Source organism: Pseudomonas paraeruginosa, assembly GCF_003025345.2.
GTDB lineage: Bacteria > Pseudomonadota > Gammaproteobacteria > Pseudomonadales > Pseudomonadaceae > Pseudomonas > Pseudomonas paraeruginosa.
Genome location: NZ_CP020560.1, coordinates 1579555 through 1597977 on the forward strand (window position 1 = coordinate 1579555; position 18423 = coordinate 1597977).

At 67.7% G+C, this 18423-nt stretch carries 18 protein-coding genes; 7 read left to right on the forward strand and 11 right to left on the reverse strand.

What is annotated here, in order from left to right; translation table 11 throughout:
• Window positions 1–21: 21 nt before the first annotated feature.
• The 11 genes from nth to metG all read right to left on the reverse strand — a co-directional run bounded on the left by nth (window position 22) and on the right by metG (window position 11264).
• Window positions 22–660, reverse strand: coding sequence for an endonuclease III (nth, locus tag B7D75_RS07570; RefSeq protein WP_003157202.1), 639 nt, complete (start codon window positions 658–660; stop codon window positions 22–24).
• Window positions 657–1376 (reverse strand): electron transport complex subunit E, encoded by a 720-nt coding sequence (locus B7D75_RS07575; protein ID WP_053816865.1) that lies wholly within the window; start codon window positions 1374–1376, stop codon window positions 657–659. The genes nth and B7D75_RS07575 overlap by 4 nt, the downstream gene beginning before the upstream one ends.
• Window positions 1369–2010: an electron transport complex subunit RsxG gene (gene rsxG / locus B7D75_RS07580; protein WP_058136377.1), complete on the reverse strand. Its 642-nt coding sequence runs from the start codon at window positions 2008–2010 to the stop codon at window positions 1369–1371. Before rsxG ends, B7D75_RS07575 begins: the two co-directional genes overlap by 8 nt.
• Window positions 2010–3044, reverse strand: coding sequence for an RnfABCDGE type electron transport complex subunit D (locus B7D75_RS07585; protein ID WP_107113886.1), 1035 nt, complete (start codon window positions 3042–3044; stop codon window positions 2010–2012). The genes rsxG and B7D75_RS07585 overlap by 1 nt, the downstream gene beginning before the upstream one ends.
• Window positions 3041–5371: an electron transport complex subunit RsxC gene (rsxC, locus tag B7D75_RS07590; protein WP_107113887.1), complete on the reverse strand. Its 2331-nt coding sequence runs from the start codon at window positions 5369–5371 to the stop codon at window positions 3041–3043. The genes B7D75_RS07585 and rsxC overlap by 4 nt, the downstream gene beginning before the upstream one ends.
• Window positions 5368–5934 (reverse strand): electron transport complex subunit RsxB, encoded by a 567-nt coding sequence (rsxB, locus tag B7D75_RS07595; protein WP_107113888.1) that lies wholly within the window; start codon window positions 5932–5934, stop codon window positions 5368–5370. The genes rsxC and rsxB overlap by 4 nt, the downstream gene beginning before the upstream one ends.
• Entirely contained in the window at window positions 5931–6515 is a 585-nt protein-coding gene (rsxA, locus tag B7D75_RS07600; RefSeq protein WP_003158080.1) for an electron transport complex subunit RsxA, read from the reverse strand. The genes rsxB and rsxA overlap by 4 nt, the downstream gene beginning before the upstream one ends.
• 128 nt (window positions 6516–6643) lie before the next feature.
• Window positions 6644–7081, reverse strand: a complete 438-nt coding sequence (locus B7D75_RS07605) for a Tsi3 family protein (protein ID WP_034081936.1) — start codon at window positions 7079–7081, stop codon at window positions 6644–6646.
• Entirely contained in the window at window positions 7078–8304 is a 1227-nt protein-coding gene (gene tse3 / locus B7D75_RS07610; RefSeq protein WP_012074797.1) for a type VI secretion system effector muramidase Tse3, read from the reverse strand. Before tse3 ends, B7D75_RS07605 begins: the two co-directional genes overlap by 4 nt.
• Before the next feature lie 86 nt (window positions 8305–8390).
• Window positions 8391–9191: a DUF4349 domain-containing protein gene (locus B7D75_RS07615; RefSeq protein WP_053816867.1), complete on the reverse strand. Its 801-nt coding sequence runs from the start codon at window positions 9189–9191 to the stop codon at window positions 8391–8393.
• 33 nt (window positions 9192–9224) lie between these two features.
• Window positions 9225–11264, reverse strand: coding sequence for a methionine--tRNA ligase (metG, locus tag B7D75_RS07620; protein WP_107113889.1), 2040 nt, complete (start codon window positions 11262–11264; stop codon window positions 9225–9227).
• Window positions 11265–11394: 130 nt separating this feature from the next.
• On the opposite strand from metG, the gene apbC reads away from it, so the two are divergent.
• From apbC to B7D75_RS07655, 7 genes are all read left to right on the forward strand, one after another.
• Window positions 11395–12489, forward strand: a complete 1095-nt coding sequence (gene apbC / locus B7D75_RS07625; RefSeq protein WP_107113890.1) for an iron-sulfur cluster carrier protein ApbC — start codon at window positions 11395–11397, stop codon at window positions 12487–12489.
• Window positions 12490–12589: 100 nt separating this feature from the next.
• Complete coding sequence (gene dcd, locus B7D75_RS07630; protein WP_003092017.1) at window positions 12590–13156, forward strand: dCTP deaminase; 567 nt, start codon at window positions 12590–12592, stop codon at window positions 13154–13156.
• A gap of 425 nt (window positions 13157–13581) precedes the next feature.
• A complete protein-coding gene (rhlA, locus tag B7D75_RS07635; protein ID WP_012074800.1) occupies window positions 13582–14469 on the forward strand; it encodes a 3-(3-hydroxydecanoyloxy)decanoate synthase in 888 nt (295 codons plus the stop codon).
• Window positions 14470–14536: 67 nt separating this feature from the next.
• Window positions 14537–15817: a glycosyltransferase gene (locus B7D75_RS07640; RefSeq protein ID WP_003155939.1), complete on the forward strand. Its 1281-nt coding sequence runs from the start codon at window positions 14537–14539 to the stop codon at window positions 15815–15817.
• 124 nt (window positions 15818–15941) lie between these two features.
• Window positions 15942–16667 (forward strand): quorum sensing system transcriptional regulator RhlR, encoded by a 726-nt coding sequence (gene rhlR / locus B7D75_RS07645; protein ID WP_003119559.1) that lies wholly within the window; start codon window positions 15942–15944, stop codon window positions 16665–16667.
• A gap of 177 nt (window positions 16668–16844) precedes the next feature.
• Complete coding sequence (rhlI, locus tag B7D75_RS07650; protein WP_033996717.1) at window positions 16845–17453, forward strand: acyl-homoserine-lactone synthase RhlI; 609 nt, start codon at window positions 16845–16847, stop codon at window positions 17451–17453.
• A 105-nt stretch (window positions 17454–17558) separates the two neighbouring features.
• Entirely contained in the window at window positions 17559–18365 is an 807-nt protein-coding gene (locus tag B7D75_RS07655) for a transporter substrate-binding domain-containing protein (protein WP_012074802.1), read from the forward strand.
• Window positions 18366–18423: the final 58 nt, after the last annotated feature.

An 18423-nucleotide genomic window follows, 5' to 3' on the forward strand; every position in this document is an offset into this window, starting at 1 on the left:
GATAAGATTCCGAATAGTTGATCAATCGTCGGAAGTCTTGTGCCTGTATTCGCACAGGTCCTCGATCCGGCAGCTTCCGCACTGTGGCTTGCGAGCCTTGCAGACGTAGCGGCCATGCAGGATCAACCAGTGGTGGGCGTCGAGCAGGTAGTCGCGAGGCACGAACTTCAGCAGTTTCTTTTCCACTTCCAGCACATTCTTTCCCGGCGCTATGCCGGTGCGGTTGGCGACCCGGAAGATATGCGTGTCGACCGCCATGGTCGGTTGCCGGAAGGCAGTGTTGAGCACCACGTTGGCGGTCTTGCGCCCGACGCCGGGCAGGGCCTCGAGGTCCTCGCGGTTGTCCGGGACCTGGCTGCCGTGCTTCTCGATGAGGATCCTGCAGGTTTCGATGACGTTCTTCGCCTTGCTGTTGAACAGGCCGATGGTCTTGATGTATTCCGACAGCCCCTCGACGCCGAGGGCGTATATCGCTTCCGGGGTATTGGCCACCGGGTAGAGGCGCGCGGTGGCCTTGTTCACCCCGACGTCGGTGGCCTGGGCGGAGAGGATCACCGCGATGAGCAGTTCGAAGGGCGTGGTGTAGGCCAGTTCGGTCCTGGGTTCGGGGTTGTCTTCGTGCAGTCGGCGGAAGATCTCCGCGCGCTTGGCGGCATTCATTCAATCACTCCGGTGACGCGGACGCGCTGGCGCTGGGGGCTGGCGGGTACGTCGCCCGCCTGCGCCCTGGCGCGTTCCGCCAGGCTTTCATCGATACGGTTCTTCAGGGCGATCAGCAGGCCGAGCATGATGAACGCGCCCGGCGGCAGGATCGCCAGCAGGAAGCCCTGGTAGTGCGGGAAGACCTGGATCTTCCAGGTCGCCGCGGCCGGGCCGAACAGCAGTTGCATGTCGGCCAGCAGGGTACCCTGGCCGAGCAGTTCGCGCAGGCCGCCCAGGACCAGCAGCACCAGGGCGAAGCCGAGGCCAGTCAGCAGCCCGTCGAAGCTGGCGCGCAGCACGCCGTTCTTCGCCGCGAAGGCTTCGGCGCGGCCGAGGATCACGCAGTTGGTGGTGATCAGCGGGATGAAGATGCCGAGGATCTGGTACAGCTCGTAGGTCCAGGCCTGCATCAGCAGCTCGATGCAGGTGGTCAGCGCGGCGATGATCATGACGAATGCCGGCAGGCGGATCGCCTCGCTGACCGCGCCGCGCACCAGCGACACGGCGGCGTTGGAGCAGACCAGCACGAGCAGGGTGGCCAGGCCCAGGCCGAGGGCGTTGACCGTCGAGTTACTGGTGCCCAGCAGCGGGCACAGGCCGAGCAACTGGACCAGGCCCGGGTTGTTGCGCCACAGGCCGTCGCGGGCGATCTCGCGCAAGCCTTGCTCACTCATGTCCGGCGGCCTCCTCGGGGGCGAGCAGGCGCTCGCGGTTGGCGTCGAAGTATTGCAGGGCCCGGTGCACGGCGCGGACCACGGCGCGTGGGGTGACGGTGGCGCCGGCGAACTGGTCGAATGCGCCGCCGTCCTTCTTCACCGCCCAGCCGGACGGCCCCGGGTCGTCCAGGCTCCGACCGGCGAAACCGTGCACCCAGGGACTCCTGGCCAGTTCGATGCGGTCGCCGAGCCCGGGGGTTTCCTTGTGCGCCACCACGCGCACGCCGAGCAGCCGGCCCTGGGCGCCGACCCCGACCAGCAACCGGATGGCACCGCTGTAGCCGTCCGGCGCGCTGGCCTGGAGGATCACCGCGCTGGCCGCGCCGCGCAGGCGGGCGACGTAGGCCGGGTGCGGGGTGTCCAGGCCGAGCAGCGCTGGCGCGAAGGTCTCCACCTGGCTGTCCAGCGGATGGTTGTCGTAGCTGCCCGGCGGCAGCAGCTCCAGCAGGGCGCGTCCGCGCGCCTCGCGCTGGGACTCGGCGATACGCTGCGCGGTGACCTGGTGGACCAGCGCCACCAGGCCTACCGTGACCAGCGCGAACATCCCCAGCAGGAGGGCGTTCTTCGCCATCGAGCGCATGGCGGCATCCATCAGTCACCCCTCCGGAAGCCGCGCTCGGCCTTGCGGTGGCCGTAGGTGCGCGGCCGGGTGTAGTAGTCGATGGTCGGCGCCGCCAGGTTCATCAGCAGCACGGCGAACGCCACGCCGTCCGGGTAGCCGCCCCAGGCGCGGATAAGGTAGGTGAGCACGCCGACGCCGAGACCGAAGAGCAGCCGGCCGCGATTGCTGGTGGCGCCGGACACCGGGTCGGTGACGATGAAGAAGGCGCCGAGCATGGTCGCCCCGCTGAACAGGTGGAACAGCGGCGAACCATGGGAATCGGAGCCGGAACCGTTCCAGAACAGCAGGCTCATGGCGAACAGGCCGGCGAGCATGCCCAGCGGCGCGTGCCAGGTGAACAGCCGGCGCCAGAGCAGGAACAGGCCGCCGAGGAGGAATGCCAGGTTGACCCACTCGCCGCCGGCGCCGCCGAGGTGGCCGAAGGCCGGATCGGCGGCGAACAGCTCGTCGACGGTCAGGCTGCGGTTGGTCTTCAGCACGTCGAGGGCGGTGGCGTGGGCCCAGGCGTCCGGCTGCACAGCCAGGCCGAGGAAGGCGTGGAGGCTGTCGGCCAGGCCGGGTGCGCTGTCCGGGGAGGGCCAGCGGGTCATTTCCAGGGGGAACGAGACCAGCGCCACGACGTAGCCGAGCATCGCCGGGTTGAACGGGTTCTGCCCGAGGCCGCCGTACAGGTGCTTGCCGAATATCAGGGCGAAACCGGTCGCCACCAGGGTCAGCCACCAGGGCGCGCAGGGCGGCAGGGCGACGGCCAGGAGCAGGGCGGTGACCAGCGCGCTGCCGTCCTTGAGGAACATCCCCGGCGGACGTTTGCGCAGGGCCAGCATGGCGGCTTCGCAGGCCAGCGCGACGAGGCCGGCCCAGGCCAGGTTGAGCAGGGTGCCCGCGCCGTACAGCCAGGTCAGCGTGAACAGGCCGGGCACGCAGGCGCTGAGCACCAGGCGCATGATCGCCGGGGTGCGCAGGGGGCCGCGGATATGGGGCGAGGTGGGGCGGGGCAGGGTCATGGTCTCTCCGTGCCGTGTTCGGCCAGTGCCCGCTCGGCGGCGCCCAGGCGCGCGCGGGCGGCGTCGAGGACGGCGGGATCGGCGTTCGCCAGGCGTTCGAGCTTCTTCAGGCCGGCGCGGGCATAGGCCAGTTCGGTCTTCAGCTCGCGGGTGCGCGGGTCGACCGCGCGCTTGTCGATCCGTACCAGGTCGGGCGCCGGCCTGCCGCAGGCATCCTCGGCGGCGTGCAGGTCGCGCTCGGCGGCTTGCAGCTCGCCGCGCAGGCGTTCCAGCTCGCTGTCCATCACGCCGGACTGTTCGGCTTTCTGCAGCGCCGCACGCTTGCCGACCAGGGCAATCTTCGCCCGCTTCAGCGCGGCCTGGCCGTCGTCGCGGGGCTCGGTGGGCCTGGGAGAACTGCGTTCGAGGCGGGCGAGAGCGTCTTCGCAGCGCTCGACCTCGGCGCGCAGCGTGGCCAGGGTCGCCTGCTGTTCGGCGCTGGGCGTATCGCCGAAAGCCTTCTCCGAGCGCTTGAGCTGGGCCCGGGCCATGGCGGCCTGGACCTTGGCCTGCTTCAGCGCGGCCTCGTCGTCGAACGTGGCAGCCGGCGCGGCGGGCTCGTCGCGCGGCGGGCTGGCCTGGGCATCGGCCAGGGCCCTGTCGGCGGCCTCGGCGGCGGCGCGCAGCTCGGCGACCAGGCCGTGCTGTTCCGGGGTGTCGTGGCTGAGCAGCTGTTTCTCGGCCTTCTTCAGGGCCACCCGGGCCATGCTCGCTTCGATCTTCAGTCGCTTCAGCCGCTCGCTGCCGCTACCGGCCTGCTTGCGCGCCCTGGCCCGCTCGATCGCCGCCTGGACCGGGTCGGCCGCCGCGACGGGTGTGGCTGCCTCGCGTTCGGCCTGGGCGGCGCGTACCCGCGCGGCTTTTTCCGCCCGCTCGGCCCGTTCGGCCGCCCGGCGCTCCTCGTCGCGCGTCAGGCGCGCCTGGCGCTGCTCGAAGCGTTCGCGGGACTGCTCGGCCTTGCGCAGTTTCTGCCGCTGCTCGCGGATCTGCGCCTTGGACGCGCGGTAGTACTGCACCAGCGGGATGTCCGACGGGCAGACGTAGGCGCAGGCGCTGCACTCGATGCAGTCGAACAGGTGGTGGGCCAGCAGTTGTTCGTGCTCGCCGCCCAGGGCGAAGAAATGCAACTGTTGCGGCAACAGGCTCGCCGGGCAGACCTGCGCACAGTCGCCGCAGCGGATACACGGCATGGCCGGCGGCGGCGGCGGCAGTTCGCTGGCATCGCCGGCGAGCAGGCAGTTGCAGGTCTTGACCAGCGGCACCGAGAGATCGGGCAGGGCGAAGCCCATCATCGGCCCGCCCATCAGCACGCGCTGCAGGCGCTCCGCGGCGAGGCCGGCGAAGGCCAGCAGCTCGTTGACCGGGGTGCCGATCAACGCCTCGACATTCATCGGCCGCGCCAGGGCCTTGCCGGTGAGGGTGACGATCCGCGAGATCAGCGGGCGGCCGAGGACCACCGCGTCATGCACGGCGGCCAGGGTGCCGACGTTCTGGCAGAGGATGCCGATGTCCGCCGGCAGGCCGTCGGCCGGGACTTCCTGGCCGGTAAGCAGCTGGATCAGCTGGCGCTCGCCGCCGGAGGGATAGCGGCTCGGCAGGACGACGATGCGGTAGGGCCGTTCGCCGAGCGCGGCGCCGAGGGCGGCGATGGCTTCCGGTTTGTCGTCCTCGACGCCGATCAGCACTTCTTCGGGCTCCAGGATCCGCGCCAGGATGTCGATGCCGCCCAGCACACGTGTGGCGCGCTCGCGCATCAGCAGGTCGTCGGCGCTGATGTAGGGTTCGCATTCGGCGCCGTTCACCACCAGCGTATGAATCCTTTCCGCCGGGCGCGCAGCCAGCTTGGCCGCGGTGGGGAAACCGGCGCCGCCGAGGCCGCCGATGCCGGCGGCGCGGATGCGTTCGAGCAGCGCCGGCGGGCTTTCGAGGCGGAAGTCGGGGCAGGGCTGCAACTCGGTCCAGCGGTCCTCGCCGTCACTGTCGATGACGATGGCCGGCGCCGGCAGGCCGGAAGCGTGCGGGTAGGGCTGTTCGCCGATGGCGACCACGCGGCCCGAGGTCGGCGCATGCAGCGCCGCGCTGAGGCTGCCGTCGGCCAGGGCGATGGTCTCGCCCTTGAGCACCGCCTGGCCGACTTCCACGCAGGGCCGCGCCGGCGCACCCATGTGCTGGGCGAGTGGCACGACGTAGCGCTGCGTCAGCGGCGCCTGCTGGATCGGCAGGGCGGTGGACTGGCGCTTGTTGGCCGGCAGCCGGAGGCCGCCGGGGAAATCGTGCAGGGCATTCATGCGGCCCGCTCCCGGTCGCTGGCGATCAGTCGCGGCGACGGCGGCGGCCACTTCCAGTGGCGCACGTCGGGAGCGATTTCGCGCATCTCGATGCAGTCCACCGGGCAGGGTTCCAGGCACAGGTCGCAACCGGTGCATTCGTCGGCGATCACCGTGTGCATCAGCCGCGCCGCGCCGACGATGGCATCCACCGGGCAAGCCTGGATGCACTTGGTGCAGCCGATGCATTCGGCCTCGCGGATGTAGGCCACCCGCGGCGGGGTTTCCTCGGCGGCGTCGAGCGGCTCGGGCTCGAGGTCGAGCAGGTCGGCGAGGGCCTGGATGGTCGCCGCGCCGCCCGGCGGGCACTTGTTGATCCTGTCGCCGGCGGCGATCGCCTCGGCGTAGGGCTTGCAGCCGGGGTAGCCGCACTGGCCGCACTGCGTCTGCGGCAGCAGGGCGTTGACCCGCTCGGCCACCGGGTCGCCCTGCACGCGCAAGCGCACCGCGGCATAGCCGAGCAGCGCGCCGCTGGCCAGGCAGATCGGCAGGAGCACGCCGATCGCCAGGAGTACGCCGTTCATGGCCGGATCAGCCCGCTGAAGCCCATGAACGCCAGGGACATCAGGCCGGCGGTGATCATGCCGATGGCCGCTCCGCGAAACGGCGCCGGCACGTCGGCGATGGCGATGCGCTCGCGCAGGGCGGCGAACAGCACCAGCACCAGGGAGAAGCCCAGGCCGGCGCCGAAGCCCTGGGTGGTGGCCTCGAGGAATCCGTACTCGGCCCTGTTGGCGTTGAGCAGGGCGACGCCGAGGACGATGCAGTTGGTGGTGATCAGCGGCAGGAAGATACCGAGCACCCGGTACAGCAACGGGCTGGTCTTCTTCACCAGCATCTCGGTGAACTGCACGACCACCGCGATCACCAGGATGAAACCGATGGTGCGCAGGAATTCCAGGTCCAGCGGGCGCAGCACGTAGCGCTGCAGGATGTAGCTGCAGATCGCCGCGAGAGTCAGGACGAAGGTGGTGGCCAGGGATAGCCCGATAGCCGTCTCGATCTTCCGCGACACGCCCATGAACGGGCACAGGCCGAGGAACTGTACCAGGACAAAGTTGTTGACCAGGATGGCACTGACCAGGATCAGGGCGAGTTCAGTCATACGCGAGGCATTCGTTGCAGGGCTGGGCCGGGAAAATCGCCTATTATCGGGCCGGATTGCCCTGCAAGGCTAGCGCAAACGCGTAGGAAAGAGGGGCGACAGGCCGTCGCGCCATCTCCCTCCGCCGATCATTGCAGCCTGGCCCGCTCCAGCAGCGCCCAGGCCAGGGCGAAGGCCGGCTCGCCATCCTCGCTCTGTTCGCTGGCGCTGACCACGATCCACTGGCCGCCAGCCGGCTTGGCTGCCCACAGGTGGTATTCGCTGCCGGCCGAGCCGCCGGCGTCTTCCTCGATCGCATAGCGCGCTTCGCCGCTGTCCAGGCGTCTGCTCGCCAGGCCGGTGCGCGGCGCCGTGTCCTCGCGGCCGAGCTCCAGCCGCCGCGGATTGCGCAGGTCGCCGCCTTCATCGAAGCGGAAACCGTCGGCGGTCCGTCGCGCGTCGAAACCGACCGGGCGCTCCACCACCAGGCCGTTCGGGTGGACCAGAGGCTTGTCGAACTCGATCCCGGACTCCACGGTGCAGGCCGGCAGGACGAGGCTGGCGATCAACAGGGCGAGTGTCTTCATGGGAACCTCATTGCGGGGTCGAGGAAGGTGGCGTAGGCATCGTCGACGAACATCGGCCAGCCCGGCGACAGGTTGTCGTCCCAGGGCCGCGAAGTGTATTCCGAGGCCAGCGCGCGGATATTGTCCCGTGGCCAGTTGCGCGGATTGCCGGCGTAGGCGCGCAGATCGATGGTGGGAAACGCGCTCCGGGTCTTTGGCAGCCTGCGCAGGTCCTGCTGCGCCGCCAGGTTGGCGACGTAGCGGATGTAGCGGGCGGTGGCGAAGATGTTGAACTCGTCGGAAGCCAGCAGGGTGGCGATCGCCTTGCGCGACAGGCCGCGGCGCACCGGCTGGGCGAGCAGGTCGGTGAACAGCTCGTACTTGATCGCGGTGGAGACCACCACCTGGCCGAGGCCGATGGAGGTGTTGGCGCCCTTGAGGCTGACCGCCGCCTGATAGTCCTTGGCGTCTTCGTCGCGGGTCTGGTCGCGTTGCTCGGCGAGGATGATCGCGCCGATCAGTTGCGGTGTCAGGTCGTACTTGCGCGCGGCGGCGGACATGACCTTGGCCCGCGACGGCGGGTTGCCCGGATAGGCGTCGGGGAACAGCGTGCTGATCGGCTGGCCGACCAGCGTCTGTGCCTGGTTCAGCTTGTCTTGCGGCGACAGCTGGCTCAGGTAGGCGCCCAGGTCGCGGAGCGGGTTGCTGTACTTGGTGACGGTCGCCGGGTCCTTGTTGAGCAGCTTGAACTGGTCGCCGAGGGCGATGGACGGCAGGTCGGTCGGATTGACGCCGGTGGCGCCGACCCCGCTGAACGGACCCTGGATCGCCTGGCTGGCCACCCCGGTGGCGCCGGCCGCGGCGAAGCCCAGGCGGCCGGCGGCGTCGGCGAGGTCGGCGCAGATGTCGAAGAAGGTGATGGTGGGGAAGTAGATCCAGTTGTCGGTCTGGGTACCCAGGGGATTGTTGATCAGGCTGCGGAGCAAGGCATTGCGTGCCTGGTAGCGCTGCAGGGTGGTGCGCCCGGCGATGCTGGCGATCAGCGAGCGCGCCAGTTCCGGCGGGCCCACCCGCTGGAACAGCTTGATCAGTGAGCCGCTCTTGTCGAGTGCGGCGATGGTCGCATCGGGCACGTTGTCGTTGCGGATCGCAGCGATCACCCGGCGGGCTTCCTGGCGGGTCACCTGCCAGTCGTCCCAGCTATAGGAAATCAGTGACTCGATCAGGTCGCTGGTGGCGGTCATCGGTCTTCCTCCTTGTGAGTTGCCAGGTCCGTCAGGCGGTCCTGGGCGAAAGAGCGGACCCTCCCGGTCCGCCCGTATGCCTGGGCTCAGCGCGCCTCGTTCTTGCCAGGCCGCCGCAGCCAGCGCCACAGGCCGCGCAGCAACAGGCCCAGCGGCAGCAGCACGACGAGGAACGGCAGGCTGTAGGCGAAGAACTTCATCGCGGCGATGGTGCCATCGACAAGGTCGTCGAGCAGTTGCCCGGCGGCCGTGGCGAGCTGGCCGAGGCGGCTGTCCGGCTGCGCTTCGCTGCTGAAGCTCAGGGTCAGCAGGTTGGTGGCGATGCGTCGCTGCTGCTGGGCGCCGGCCTGGGCGTTGTCGGCCAGTTGGGCCTCCACCGCGGCGATTTCCTTGGCCAGCGCCAGCAGGTCGGCGACGCTCATGTCCTTGCGTCCCTGGTATTGCTGCAGGGTCTGGTACTCGCGCTCCAGGCGCTCGCGCTGCTGGCGGGTGTCGGCGACCGCCTGGGCCAGGTCCTCGGCACGGGTCTGCCGGCTTTCCAGCGCGCCGCCCTCGGCGGCCGCGGCCACCAGCTTCTCGACGCCGTCCGGGACGATGCGCACGGTGAGTTCGGCGTAATGGCCGATACCGCCGCGCTGCTCGATGGCGAGCACGTCGCACTGGCCGAAGCGCTCGCTGTTGCAGGCATCGCGGCTGGCGGCGAGTTGCGCGTCGATACGCGCGGCGGGCAGGCGGATGCCGACGCGGTGTTCGTAGGCGAGGGCAGTGCCGGGCTTGCCCGTCTCGCCCTGGAACCCGGCGTTGCCGGAAATGCGTTCGGCGTGTTCGCCGGAGCATCCGTAGAGCGCCGCCAGCAGGACGCCGGCGGCAAGCTTCCATGCGTTCATTCTATCGAGCCCTCCATGGCTTCGTGGTCTGCGTTACTTGACGCGCTGGCCCGGCTTGGCGCCGCTGTCCGGGCTCAACAGATAGATTTCCTCGCCACCCGGACCGGCGGCCAGGACCATGCCCTCGGACACCCCGAACTTCATCTTGCGCGGCGCCAGGTTGGCCACATAGAGCGTCAGGCGGCCTTCCAGGGCGCTCGGATCGGGATACGCGCTCTTGATCCCGGAGAACACGTTACGCTTCGCGTCGCCGATGTCCAGCGACAGGCGCAGCAGCTTGTCGGCGCCTTCGACGAATTCGCATTTCTCGATCAGGGCGATGCGCAGGTCGACCGCGGCGAAAGCGTCGAAGTCGATCTCCGCAGCGATGGGTTCCTTGACCAGCTCGCCGTTGCCGGCGGGTTGGGATGCTGCGGCGGCGGCGAGGTCTTCCTTGGAGGCTTCGATCATGGCTTCTACTTTCGCGGGTTCGATACGGGTCATCAGGGGCTGGAACGGGTTCAGCTGGTGGTTGGCCAGCAGGGTCTGGTGGTCGGCCCAGGTCAGCGGGGCGACGTTGAGGAAGGCTTCGGCGGCGGCGGCCAGCTTCGGCAGCACCGGCTTGAGGAAGATCACCAGCTGGCGGAACAGGTTGATGCCCAGGCCGCAGACGGCCTGGACCTTGTCCTGCTGGCCTTCCTGCTTGGCCAGCGCCCAGGGCGCCTGTTCGGCGATCCAGGCGTTGGCGCGGTCGGCGAGGGCCATGATCTCGCGCATGGCGCGGTTGAAGTCGCGGGCCTCATAGGCCTCGGCGATCCCCGGGGCGGCCTCGCGGAAGGCGGCGAGCAGCTCCGGCGCCGGATCGGCGCCGACCAGCACGCCGGCGTTGCCCTTGTGGATGAAGCCGGCGCAGCGGCTGGCGATGTTGACGACCTTGCCGACCAGGTCGGAGTTGACCTTCTGCACGAAGTCCTCGAGGTTCAGGTCGAGATCCTCGACGCCGCGGCCGAGCTTGGACGCGTAGTAGTAGCGCAGGTATTCCGGGTCCAGGTGGTCGAGGTAGGTGCGCGCCTTGACGAAGGTGCCGCGCGACTTGGACATCTTCTGTCCGTTCACGGTCAGGTAGCCGTGCACGTTCAGCGCGGTCGGCTTGCGGTAGCCGGCGCCTTCGAGCATGGCCGGCCAGAACAGCGCGTGGAAGTTGACGATGTCCTTGCCGATGAAGTGATACAGCTCGGCGCCGGAGTCCTTGCCCCAGAACGCGTCGAAGTCCAGCTCGGGACGCCGCGCGCAGAGGTTCCTGAAACTGGCCATGTAGCCGATCGGCGCGTCCAGCCAGACGTAGAAGTACTTGCCGGGAGCGTCGGGAATCTCGAAGCCGAAGTACGGCGCGTCGCGCGAGATGTCCCACTGCTGGAGGCCGCTGTCCAGCCATTCGGCGAGCTTGTTGGCCACCGACTCCTGCAGGGCGCCGCTGCGGGTCCACTGCTTGAGCATGGCCTCGAAGTCCGGCAGCTTGAAGAAATAGTGCAGCGACTCCTTGAGCACCGGGGTGGCGCCGGAGATCGCCGATTTCGGGTCCTTCAGCTCGGTCGGGGCGTAGGTCGCGCCGCAGGCCTCGCAGTTGTCGCCGTACTGGTCGGCGGTGCCGCACTTCGGGCAGGTGCCCTTGATGAAGCGGTCGGCGAGGAACATCTGCTTGTCCGGATCGAAGTACTGGGTCACCGGGCGGGTGTCGATGTGCCCGGCGTCGCGCAGCTTCAGGTAGATCGCGCGGGACAGCTCGCGGTTCTCTTCCGAGTGGGTCGAGTGGTAGTTGTCGAAGTCCACCAGGAAGTCGGCGAAATCGCCCATGTGCTCGGCGCGCACAGCGTCGATCAGTTGCTCGGAGGTAATGCCCTCGCGCTCGGCGCGGAGCATGATCGCCGAACCGTGGGCGTCGTCGGCGCAGACGTAGATGGCCTGGTTGCCACGCATCTTCTGGAAGCGCACCCATATGTCCGTCTGGATGTACTCCAGCATGTGTCCCAGGTGAATGGAACCGTTGGCGTAGGGGAGGGCGCTGGTAACGAGGATCTTGCGTGGTTCGGACATGGGTTCGGCTTATCGGCTGAGAGCTAAACGGATCGGTCACTATAAAGAAGCGGCGGTTTTTTTTCATCCGCGTGCCACTCGGGTAGGATGACCGGCATCGATTCCCCGCTTAACCCTCAGGAAATCCCCCATGTCCGCTATCACTCGCCAAACGGTGGAAGCCACCCTCCGCCAGTACCAGGACCCCTATCTGAACCAGGACCCCGTCAGCGCCGGCTGCCTGCGCGAGGTGGAGATCCACGGCGACCGCGTGCGGGTGCGCCTGGAGCTGGGCTACGCCGCCGGGCTGTTCAGGAACGGCTGGGCGCAGACCCTGCAGATGGCCCTGGAGGCGCTCGACGGCGTGGGCCGCGCCGAGGTGCAGGTCGACTGCGTGATCCAGTCGCACAAGGCGCAGCCGCAGGTCGAGGTGATGGGCAACGTGAAGAACATCGTCGCGGTGGCGTCCGGCAAGGGCGGCGTCGGCAAGTCCACCACCGCCGCCAACCTGGCCCTGGCGCTGGCCCGCGAGGGTGCGCGGGTGGGTATCCTCGATGCGGATATCTACGGTCCCAGCCAGGGCATCATGTTCGGCCTGCCGGAAGGCACCCGGCCGAAGGTCCGCGAGCAGAAGTGGTTCGAGCCGCTGCAGGCGCATGGGGTACAGGTCATGTCGATGGCCTTCCTCACCGACGACAGCACGCCGGTGGTCTGGCGCGGGCCGATGGTCTCCGGCGCGCTGATCCAGCTGATCACCCAGACTGCCTGGGACAACCTCGACTACCTGGTGGTGGACATGCCGCCGGGCACCGGCGACATCCAGCTGACCCTGGCGCAGAAGGTGCCGGTGGCCGGCGCGGTGATCGTCACCACGCCGCAGGACCTGGCGCTGCTCGACGCGAAGAAGGGCGTGGAGATGTTCCGCAAGGTGAACATCCCGGTGCTCGGCGTGGTGGAGAACATGGCGGTGCATATCTGTTCCAACTGCGGCCACGCCGAGCACCTGTTCGGCGAGGGCGGTGGCGAGAAGCTGGCGGCGCAGTTCGGCGTCGAGCTGCTGGCCTCGATGCCGCTGTCGATCGCCATCCGCACCCAGGCCGACAGCGGTCGGCCGACGGTGATCGCCGACCCGGAAAGCCAACTGGCGATGCTCTACCAGGAGATCGCCCGCCACGTCGGTGCGCGCATCGTCCTCAGCGAGCGGGCCAGCCTCGGCCTGCCGGACATCAGTATCAGCGACGACTGAGGCCGCCGGGCAGTCGTCGACGACGGCTGCCTTTGCCCTGCGGCGACGGCCCCGGTAAGATTCGCGATCATTTTTCGCAGCTTTCGACAGGACACCCTCCATGACCATCAAATCGGACAAGTGGATTCGCCGCATGGCTCAGGAGCACGGCATGATCGAGCCGTTCGTCGAGCGCCAGGTGCGCGGCGCGGACGACAGCCGGGTGATTTCCTACGGGGTGTCCAGCTACGGCTACGACGTGCGCTGCGCCGCCGAATTCAAGGTGTTCACCAACATCCATTCGGCGGTGGTCGATCCGAAGAACTTCGACGAGAAGAGCTTCGTCGACATCAACAGCGACGTCTGCATCATCCCGCCGAACTCCTTCGCCCTGGCGCGCACCGTCGAGTACTTCCGCATCCCCCGCGACGTCCTGACCATCTGCCTGGGCAAGAGCACCTACGCGCGCTGCGGCATCATCGTCAACGTCACCCCCCTGGAGCCGGAGTGGGAGGGCCACGTGACCCTGGAGTTCTCCAATACCACCAACCTGCCGGCGAAGATCTACGCCAACGAGGGCGTGGCGCAGATGCTCTTCCTGCAGTCCGATGAGGCCTGCGAGGTGTCCTACAAGGATCGCGGCGGCAAGTATCAGGGGCAGCGTGGCGTGACCCTGCCAAAAGCCTGACGCCAAAGCGCTTCGTCAACGAAAACCGGGCCTCGTGCCCGGTTTTTCTTTGGCTTTTTTCCTCACCCCCCGTTCCTGCCCACCAGCCGCTCTGGCCCGCCCTTATGGCGGGTGGACAGGGGCTTAGACGATGGCGGGCGTCCGTCCTGTGAAATCTGGCAGTTACCGTTAGCTTTCGAATTGGCTAAAAAGTGTTCATCGGCCTGGCGTGAACAGGGACGCCAATCGTTTGCGCAGGCCGATCTGCAAGATCCATACAAGCCCCTCCCCTGAAGGGGTATGCACCCGCTGTGGCTGATTGGCGCGGGTGGCCGCTGAGTTACTTGTCTGCCGTTCGAACAACAAGAACGAACTCTACGTAATGCCGGGATACCCGTGGCAGCGATAGCTGTTTGCCTGTTCGAAAACTTTTTGGGAGGTGTGAGATGCGGCGCGAAAGTCTGTTGGTAACGGTATGCAAGGGCCTGCGGGTACATGTCGAGCGCGTGGGGCAGGATCCCGGGCGCGACACGGTGATGCTGGTCAACGGCGCAATGGCGACCACCGCCTCGTTCGCCCGGACCTGCAAGTGCCTGGCCGAACATTTCAACGTGGTGCTGTTCGACCTGCCCTTCGCCGGGCAGTCGCGGCAGCACAATCCGCAGCGCGGGTTGATCACCAAGGACGACGAGGTGGAGATTCTCCTGGCGCTGATCGAGCGCTTCGCCGTCAACCACCTGGTCTCGGCCTCCTGGGGCGGCATCTCCACGCTGCTGGCGCTGTCGCGCAACCCGCGCGGGGTCCGCAGCTCGGTGGTGATGGCGTTCGCGCCGGGGCTGAACCAGGCGATGCTCGATTATGTCGGGCGGGCCCAGGAACTGATCGAACTGGACGACAAGTCGGCGATCGGCCACCTGCTCAACGAGACCGTCGGCAAGTACCTGCCGCCGCGGCTGAAGGCCAGCAACCATCAGCACATGGCCTCCCTGGCCACTGGCGAGTACGAGCAGGCGCGTTTCCACATTGACCAGGTGCTGGCGCTCAATGACCGTGGCTACCTGAGCTGCCTGGGGCAGATCCAGAGTCACGTGCATTTCATCAACGGCAGCTGGGACGAGTACACCACCGCCGAGGACGCCCGCCAGTTCCGCGATTACCTGCCGCATTGCAGTTTTTCGCGGGTGGAAGGCACCGGGCACTTCCTCGACCTGGAGTCCAAGCTGGCGGCGGCGCGTGTGCACCGGGCGTTGCTCGAGCACCTGCTGGCGCAACCGGAACCGTGGCGCTCCGAGCAGGCGGCGGGATTCCACGAGATGGCCATCGGCTACGCCTGACCCGTCGGGATCTGCGAAGGCCCGGCATGGCCGGGCCTTGCCGTTGCACAACGCAAGGAGTAGCCCCATGCACGCCATTCTCATCGCCATCGGTTCGGCCGGCGACGTGTTCCCCTTCATCGGCCTGGCCCGCACCCTGAAGTTGCGCGGCCACCGCGTCAGTCTGTGCACCATTCCGGTGTTTCGCGCCGCGGTGGAGCAGCACGGCATCGAGTTCGTCCCGCTCAGCGACGAACTGACCTACCGCCGGACCATGGGCGACCCGCGCCTGTGGGATCCGAAGACCTCGTTCGGAGTGCTCTGGCAGGCCATCGCCGGGATGATCGAGCCGGTCTACGAGTACGTCTGCGCACAGCGCCACGACGACATCGTGGTGGTCGGTTCGCTGTGGGCCCTGGGCGCGCGGATCGCCCATGAGAAATACGGGATTCCCTACCTGTCGGTGCAGGTCTCGCCGTCGACCCTGCTGTCGGCGCACCTGCCGCCGGTCCACCCCAGGTTCAACGTGCCCGAGCAGGTCCCGCTGGCGATGCGCAAGTTGCTCTGGCGCTGCATCGAACGCTTCAAGCTGGACCGCACCTGCGCCCCGGAGATCAACGCGGTGCGCCGCAAGGTCGGCCTGGTCGGCCCGGCGAAGCGCATCTTCACCCAGTGGATGCATTCGCCACAGGGAGTGCTCTGCCTGTTCCCGGCCTGGTTCGCACCGCCCCAGCAGGACTGGCCGCAACCGCTGCACATGACCGGCTTCCCGCTGTTCGACGGCAGCGTCCCGGGGACCCGCCTCGACGACGAGTTGCAGCGCTTCCTCGAGCAGGGCAGTCGGCCGCTGGTGTTCACCCAGGGTTCGACCGAGCACCTGCAGGGAGACTTCTATGCCATGGCCTTGCGCGCGCTGGAGCGTCTCGGCGCCCGCGGCATCTTCCTCACCGGCGCCGGCCAGGAGCCGCTGCGTGGCTTGCCGAGCCACGTGCTGCAACGCTCGTACGTGCCGTTGGGGGCCTTGCTGCCGGCGTGCGCCGGGCTGGTCCACCCGGCCGGCATCGGCGCCATGAGCCTGGCGCTGGCGGCGGGGGTGCCGCAGGTGCTGCTGCCTTGCGCCCACGACCAGTTCGACAACGCCGAACGCCTGGTCCGCCTCGGCTGTGGTATCCGCCTGGGCCTGCCGCTACGCGAGCAGGCGCTGCGCGAGTCGCTCTGGCGGCTGCTCGAGGACCCGGCGCTGGCGGCGGCCTGTCGGCGTTTCATGGAATTGTCACAACCGCACAGTATCGCTTGCGGTAAAGCGGCCCAGGTGGTCGAACGTTGTCATAGGGAGGGGGATGTGCGATGGCTGAAAGCCGCGTCCTGAGCCGTGCTGGCATAACAGATAGGATTGCCATGGTTTTGCCGTATCGGCAAGGGAGCACGCTTGACAGTGCCATACCCCGGGCCAATTCTGCTGCGATGCATTTTATCGATCAGGGCTTACTGCAATGAGGAACGACGGAGGCTTTTTGCTGTGGTGGGACGGTTTGCGGAGCGAGATGCAACCGATCCACGACAGCCAGGGCGTGTTTGCCGTCCTGGAAAAGGAAGTGCGTCGCCTGGGCTTCGATTACTACGCCTATGGGGTGCGTCACACGATTCCCTTCACCCGGCCGAAGACCGAGGTGCACGGTACCTATCCCAAGGCCTGGCTGGAACGCTACCAGATGCAGAACTACGGGGCGGTCGACCCGGCGATCCTCAATGGCCTGCGCTCCTCGGAAATGGTGGTCTGGAGCGACAGCCTGTTCGACCAGAGCCGGATGCTCTGGAACGAGGCCCGCGACTGGGGCCTGTGCGTCGGCGCGACCTTGCCGATCCGTGCGCCGAACAACCTGCTCAGCGTGCTTTCGGTGGCGCGCGACCAGCAGAACATCTCCAGCTTCGAGCGCGAGGAAATCCGCCTGCGGCTGCGCTGCATGATCGAGCTGCTGACCCAGAAGCTGACCGACCTGGAGCATCCGATGCTGATGTCCAACCCGGTCTGCCTCAGCCACCGCGAGCGCGAGATCCTGCAATGGACCGCCGACGGCAAGAGCTCGGGAGAAATCGCGATCATCCTGAGCATTTCCGAGAGCACGGTGAACTTCCACCACAAGAACATCCAGAAGAAGTTCGACGCGCCGAACAAGACCCTGGCCGCAGCCTACGCCGCCGCGCTGGGGCTTATCTGAACGGAGGGCGCGCCAGCCGGCGCGCCCTACCAGATCTGGCAGGTTGCCTGCCGTTCATCCTCCTTTAGTCTTCCCCCTCATGTGTGTGCTGGTATGTCCTCCGACTGAGAGGGCCCAGGAGTACAGGGGTAGGGATGCCGCCTTTTTTTCTCGGCCGGCACGACACGGGGACTGGTCATGATCGAATTGCTCTCGGAATCGCTGGAAGGGCTTTCCGCCAGCATGATCGCCGAGCTGGGACGCTACCGGCACGAGGTCTTCATCGAGAAGCTGGGTTGGGACGTGGAGTCCACCTCCAGGACCCGCGGCCAGGAGTTCGACCAGTTCGACCATCCGCAAACCCGCTACATCATCGCCAGGAGCCCGCGCGAAGGTATCTGCGGCTGCGCCCGCCTGCTGCCGACCACCGAGGCCTACCTGCTCAAGGACGTCTTCGCCTACCTGTGCAGCGAGACCCCGCCGAGCGATCCGTCGGTCTGGGAGCTCTCGCGCTACGCCGCCGGCGCCGCGGACGACCCGCAACTGGCGATGAAGGTGTTCTGGTCCAGCCTGCAATGCGCCTGGTACCTGGGCGCCAGCTCGGTGGTGGCGGTGACCACCACGGCCATGGAGCGCTATTTCATCCGCAACGGGGTGGTCCTCGAGCGCCTCGGTCCGCCGCAGAAGAACAAGGGCGAGTCGCTGGTCGCGATCAGCTTCCCGGCCTACCAGGAACGCGGCCTGGAGATGCTGCTGCGCTACCATCCCGAGTGGCTGCGGGGCGTGCCGCTGTCGATGGCGGTGTGAACGGATTTTCCCCGGGCCGCTGAGCGACTCCAGGTCCTCCCGGGATTTGGCCGCGGCCGCCGACTTGCGTAGTCTCTCTGCGGTCCGCCATCCCGAGGAGCCGCCATGCCGAAATCCATCCGCCATCTCATCCAGGCCCTGGCCTGTCTCGTACTGCTGGCCAGCGCCAGCCTGCAGGCGCAGGAAAGCCGTCTCGATCGCATACTCGACAGCGGTGTGCTGCGCGTGGGCAGCACCGGTGACTACAAGCCATTCAGCTACCGCACGGAGCAGGGCGGCTACGTCGGTTTCGACGTGGACATGGCGCAGCGCCTGGCCGAGAGCCTGGGCGCCAGGCTGGTACTGGTGCCGACCAGTTGGCCGAGCCTGATGCGCGATCTCGCCGACGACCGCTTCGACATCGCCATGAGCGGCATCTCGATCAACCTGGAGCGCCAGCGCCAGGCCTACTTCTCCATGCCCTACCTGCGCGACGGCAAGACGCCGATCACCCTGTGCGCCAACCAGGCGCGCTTCCAGACTCTGGAGCAGATCGACCGGCCGGGCGTGACCGCCATCGTCAATCCCGGCGGCACCAATGAGAAGTTCGCCCGCGCGCACCTGAAGCAGGCGCGGATCCTGGTACACCCGGACAACGTGACGATCTTCCAGCAGATCGTCGACGGCAAGGCCGACCTGATGATGACCGATGCCATCGAGACCCGCCTGCAATCCAGGCTGCACCCGGAATTGTGCGCCGTGCATCCGGAGCGGCCCTTCGACTTCGCCGAGAAGGCCTACCTGCTGCCGCGCGACGAGGCCTTCAAGCGCTACGTCGACCAGTGGCTGCACATCGCCGAGCAGACCGGCCAGCTGCGCCAGCGCATGCAGCACTGGCTCGAATACCGCTGGCCGACCGCGCACGGCAGATAGCGCGGAAGCGGCGAGGTTCGCCGCGGGCCCGCGCGGCCTTCCGTGGCGGCGGCAAAAA

Bases quoted from the DNA above. Each gene is read 5' to 3' on its own strand.
- B7D75_RS07575 (WP_053816865.1), bottom strand. From the start codon at position 1,376: ATGAGTGAGCAAGGCTTGCGCGAGATCGCCCGCGACGGCCTGTGGCGC.
- B7D75_RS07655 (WP_012074802.1), top strand. From the start codon at position 17,559: ATGCCGAAATCCATCCGCCATCTCATCCAGGCCCTGGCCTGTCTCGTA.
- rhlA (WP_012074800.1), top strand. From the start codon at position 13,582: ATGCGGCGCGAAAGTCTGTTGGTAACGGTATGCAAGGGCCTGCGGGTA.
- rsxA (WP_003158080.1), bottom strand. From the start codon at position 6,515: ATGACTGAACTCGCCCTGATCCTGGTCAGTGCCATCCTGGTCAACAAC.
- B7D75_RS07605 (WP_034081936.1), bottom strand. From the start codon at position 7,081: ATGAAGACACTCGCCCTGTTGATCGCCAGCCTCGTCCTGCCGGCCTGC.
- tse3 (WP_012074797.1), bottom strand. From the start codon at position 8,304: ATGACCGCCACCAGCGACCTGATCGAGTCACTGATTTCCTATAGCTGG.
- apbC (WP_107113890.1), top strand. From the start codon at position 11,395: ATGTCCGCTATCACTCGCCAAACGGTGGAAGCCACCCTCCGCCAGTAC.
- rhlI (WP_033996717.1), top strand. From the start codon at position 16,845: ATGATCGAATTGCTCTCGGAATCGCTGGAAGGGCTTTCCGCCAGCATG.
- nth (WP_003157202.1), bottom strand. From the start codon at position 660: ATGAATGCCGCCAAGCGCGCGGAGATCTTCCGCCGACTGCACGAAGAC.
- rhlR (WP_003119559.1), top strand. From the start codon at position 15,942: ATGAGGAACGACGGAGGCTTTTTGCTGTGGTGGGACGGTTTGCGGAGC.
- dcd (WP_003092017.1), top strand. From the start codon at position 12,590: ATGACCATCAAATCGGACAAGTGGATTCGCCGCATGGCTCAGGAGCAC.
- rsxB (WP_107113888.1), bottom strand. From the start codon at position 5,934: ATGAACGGCGTACTCCTGGCGATCGGCGTGCTCCTGCCGATCTGCCTG.
- B7D75_RS07585 (WP_107113886.1), bottom strand. From the start codon at position 3,044: ATGACCCTGCCCCGCCCCACCTCGCCCCATATCCGCGGCCCCCTGCGC.
- B7D75_RS07615 (WP_053816867.1), bottom strand. From the start codon at position 9,191: ATGAACGCATGGAAGCTTGCCGCCGGCGTCCTGCTGGCGGCGCTCTAC.
- rsxG (WP_058136377.1), bottom strand. From the start codon at position 2,010: ATGGATGCCGCCATGCGCTCGATGGCGAAGAACGCCCTCCTGCTGGGG.
- B7D75_RS07640 (WP_003155939.1), top strand. From the start codon at position 14,537: ATGCACGCCATTCTCATCGCCATCGGTTCGGCCGGCGACGTGTTCCCC.
- rsxC (WP_107113887.1), bottom strand. From the start codon at position 5,371: ATGAATGCCCTGCACGATTTCCCCGGCGGCCTCCGGCTGCCGGCCAAC.
- metG (WP_107113889.1), bottom strand. From the start codon at position 11,264: ATGTCCGAACCACGCAAGATCCTCGTTACCAGCGCCCTCCCCTACGCC.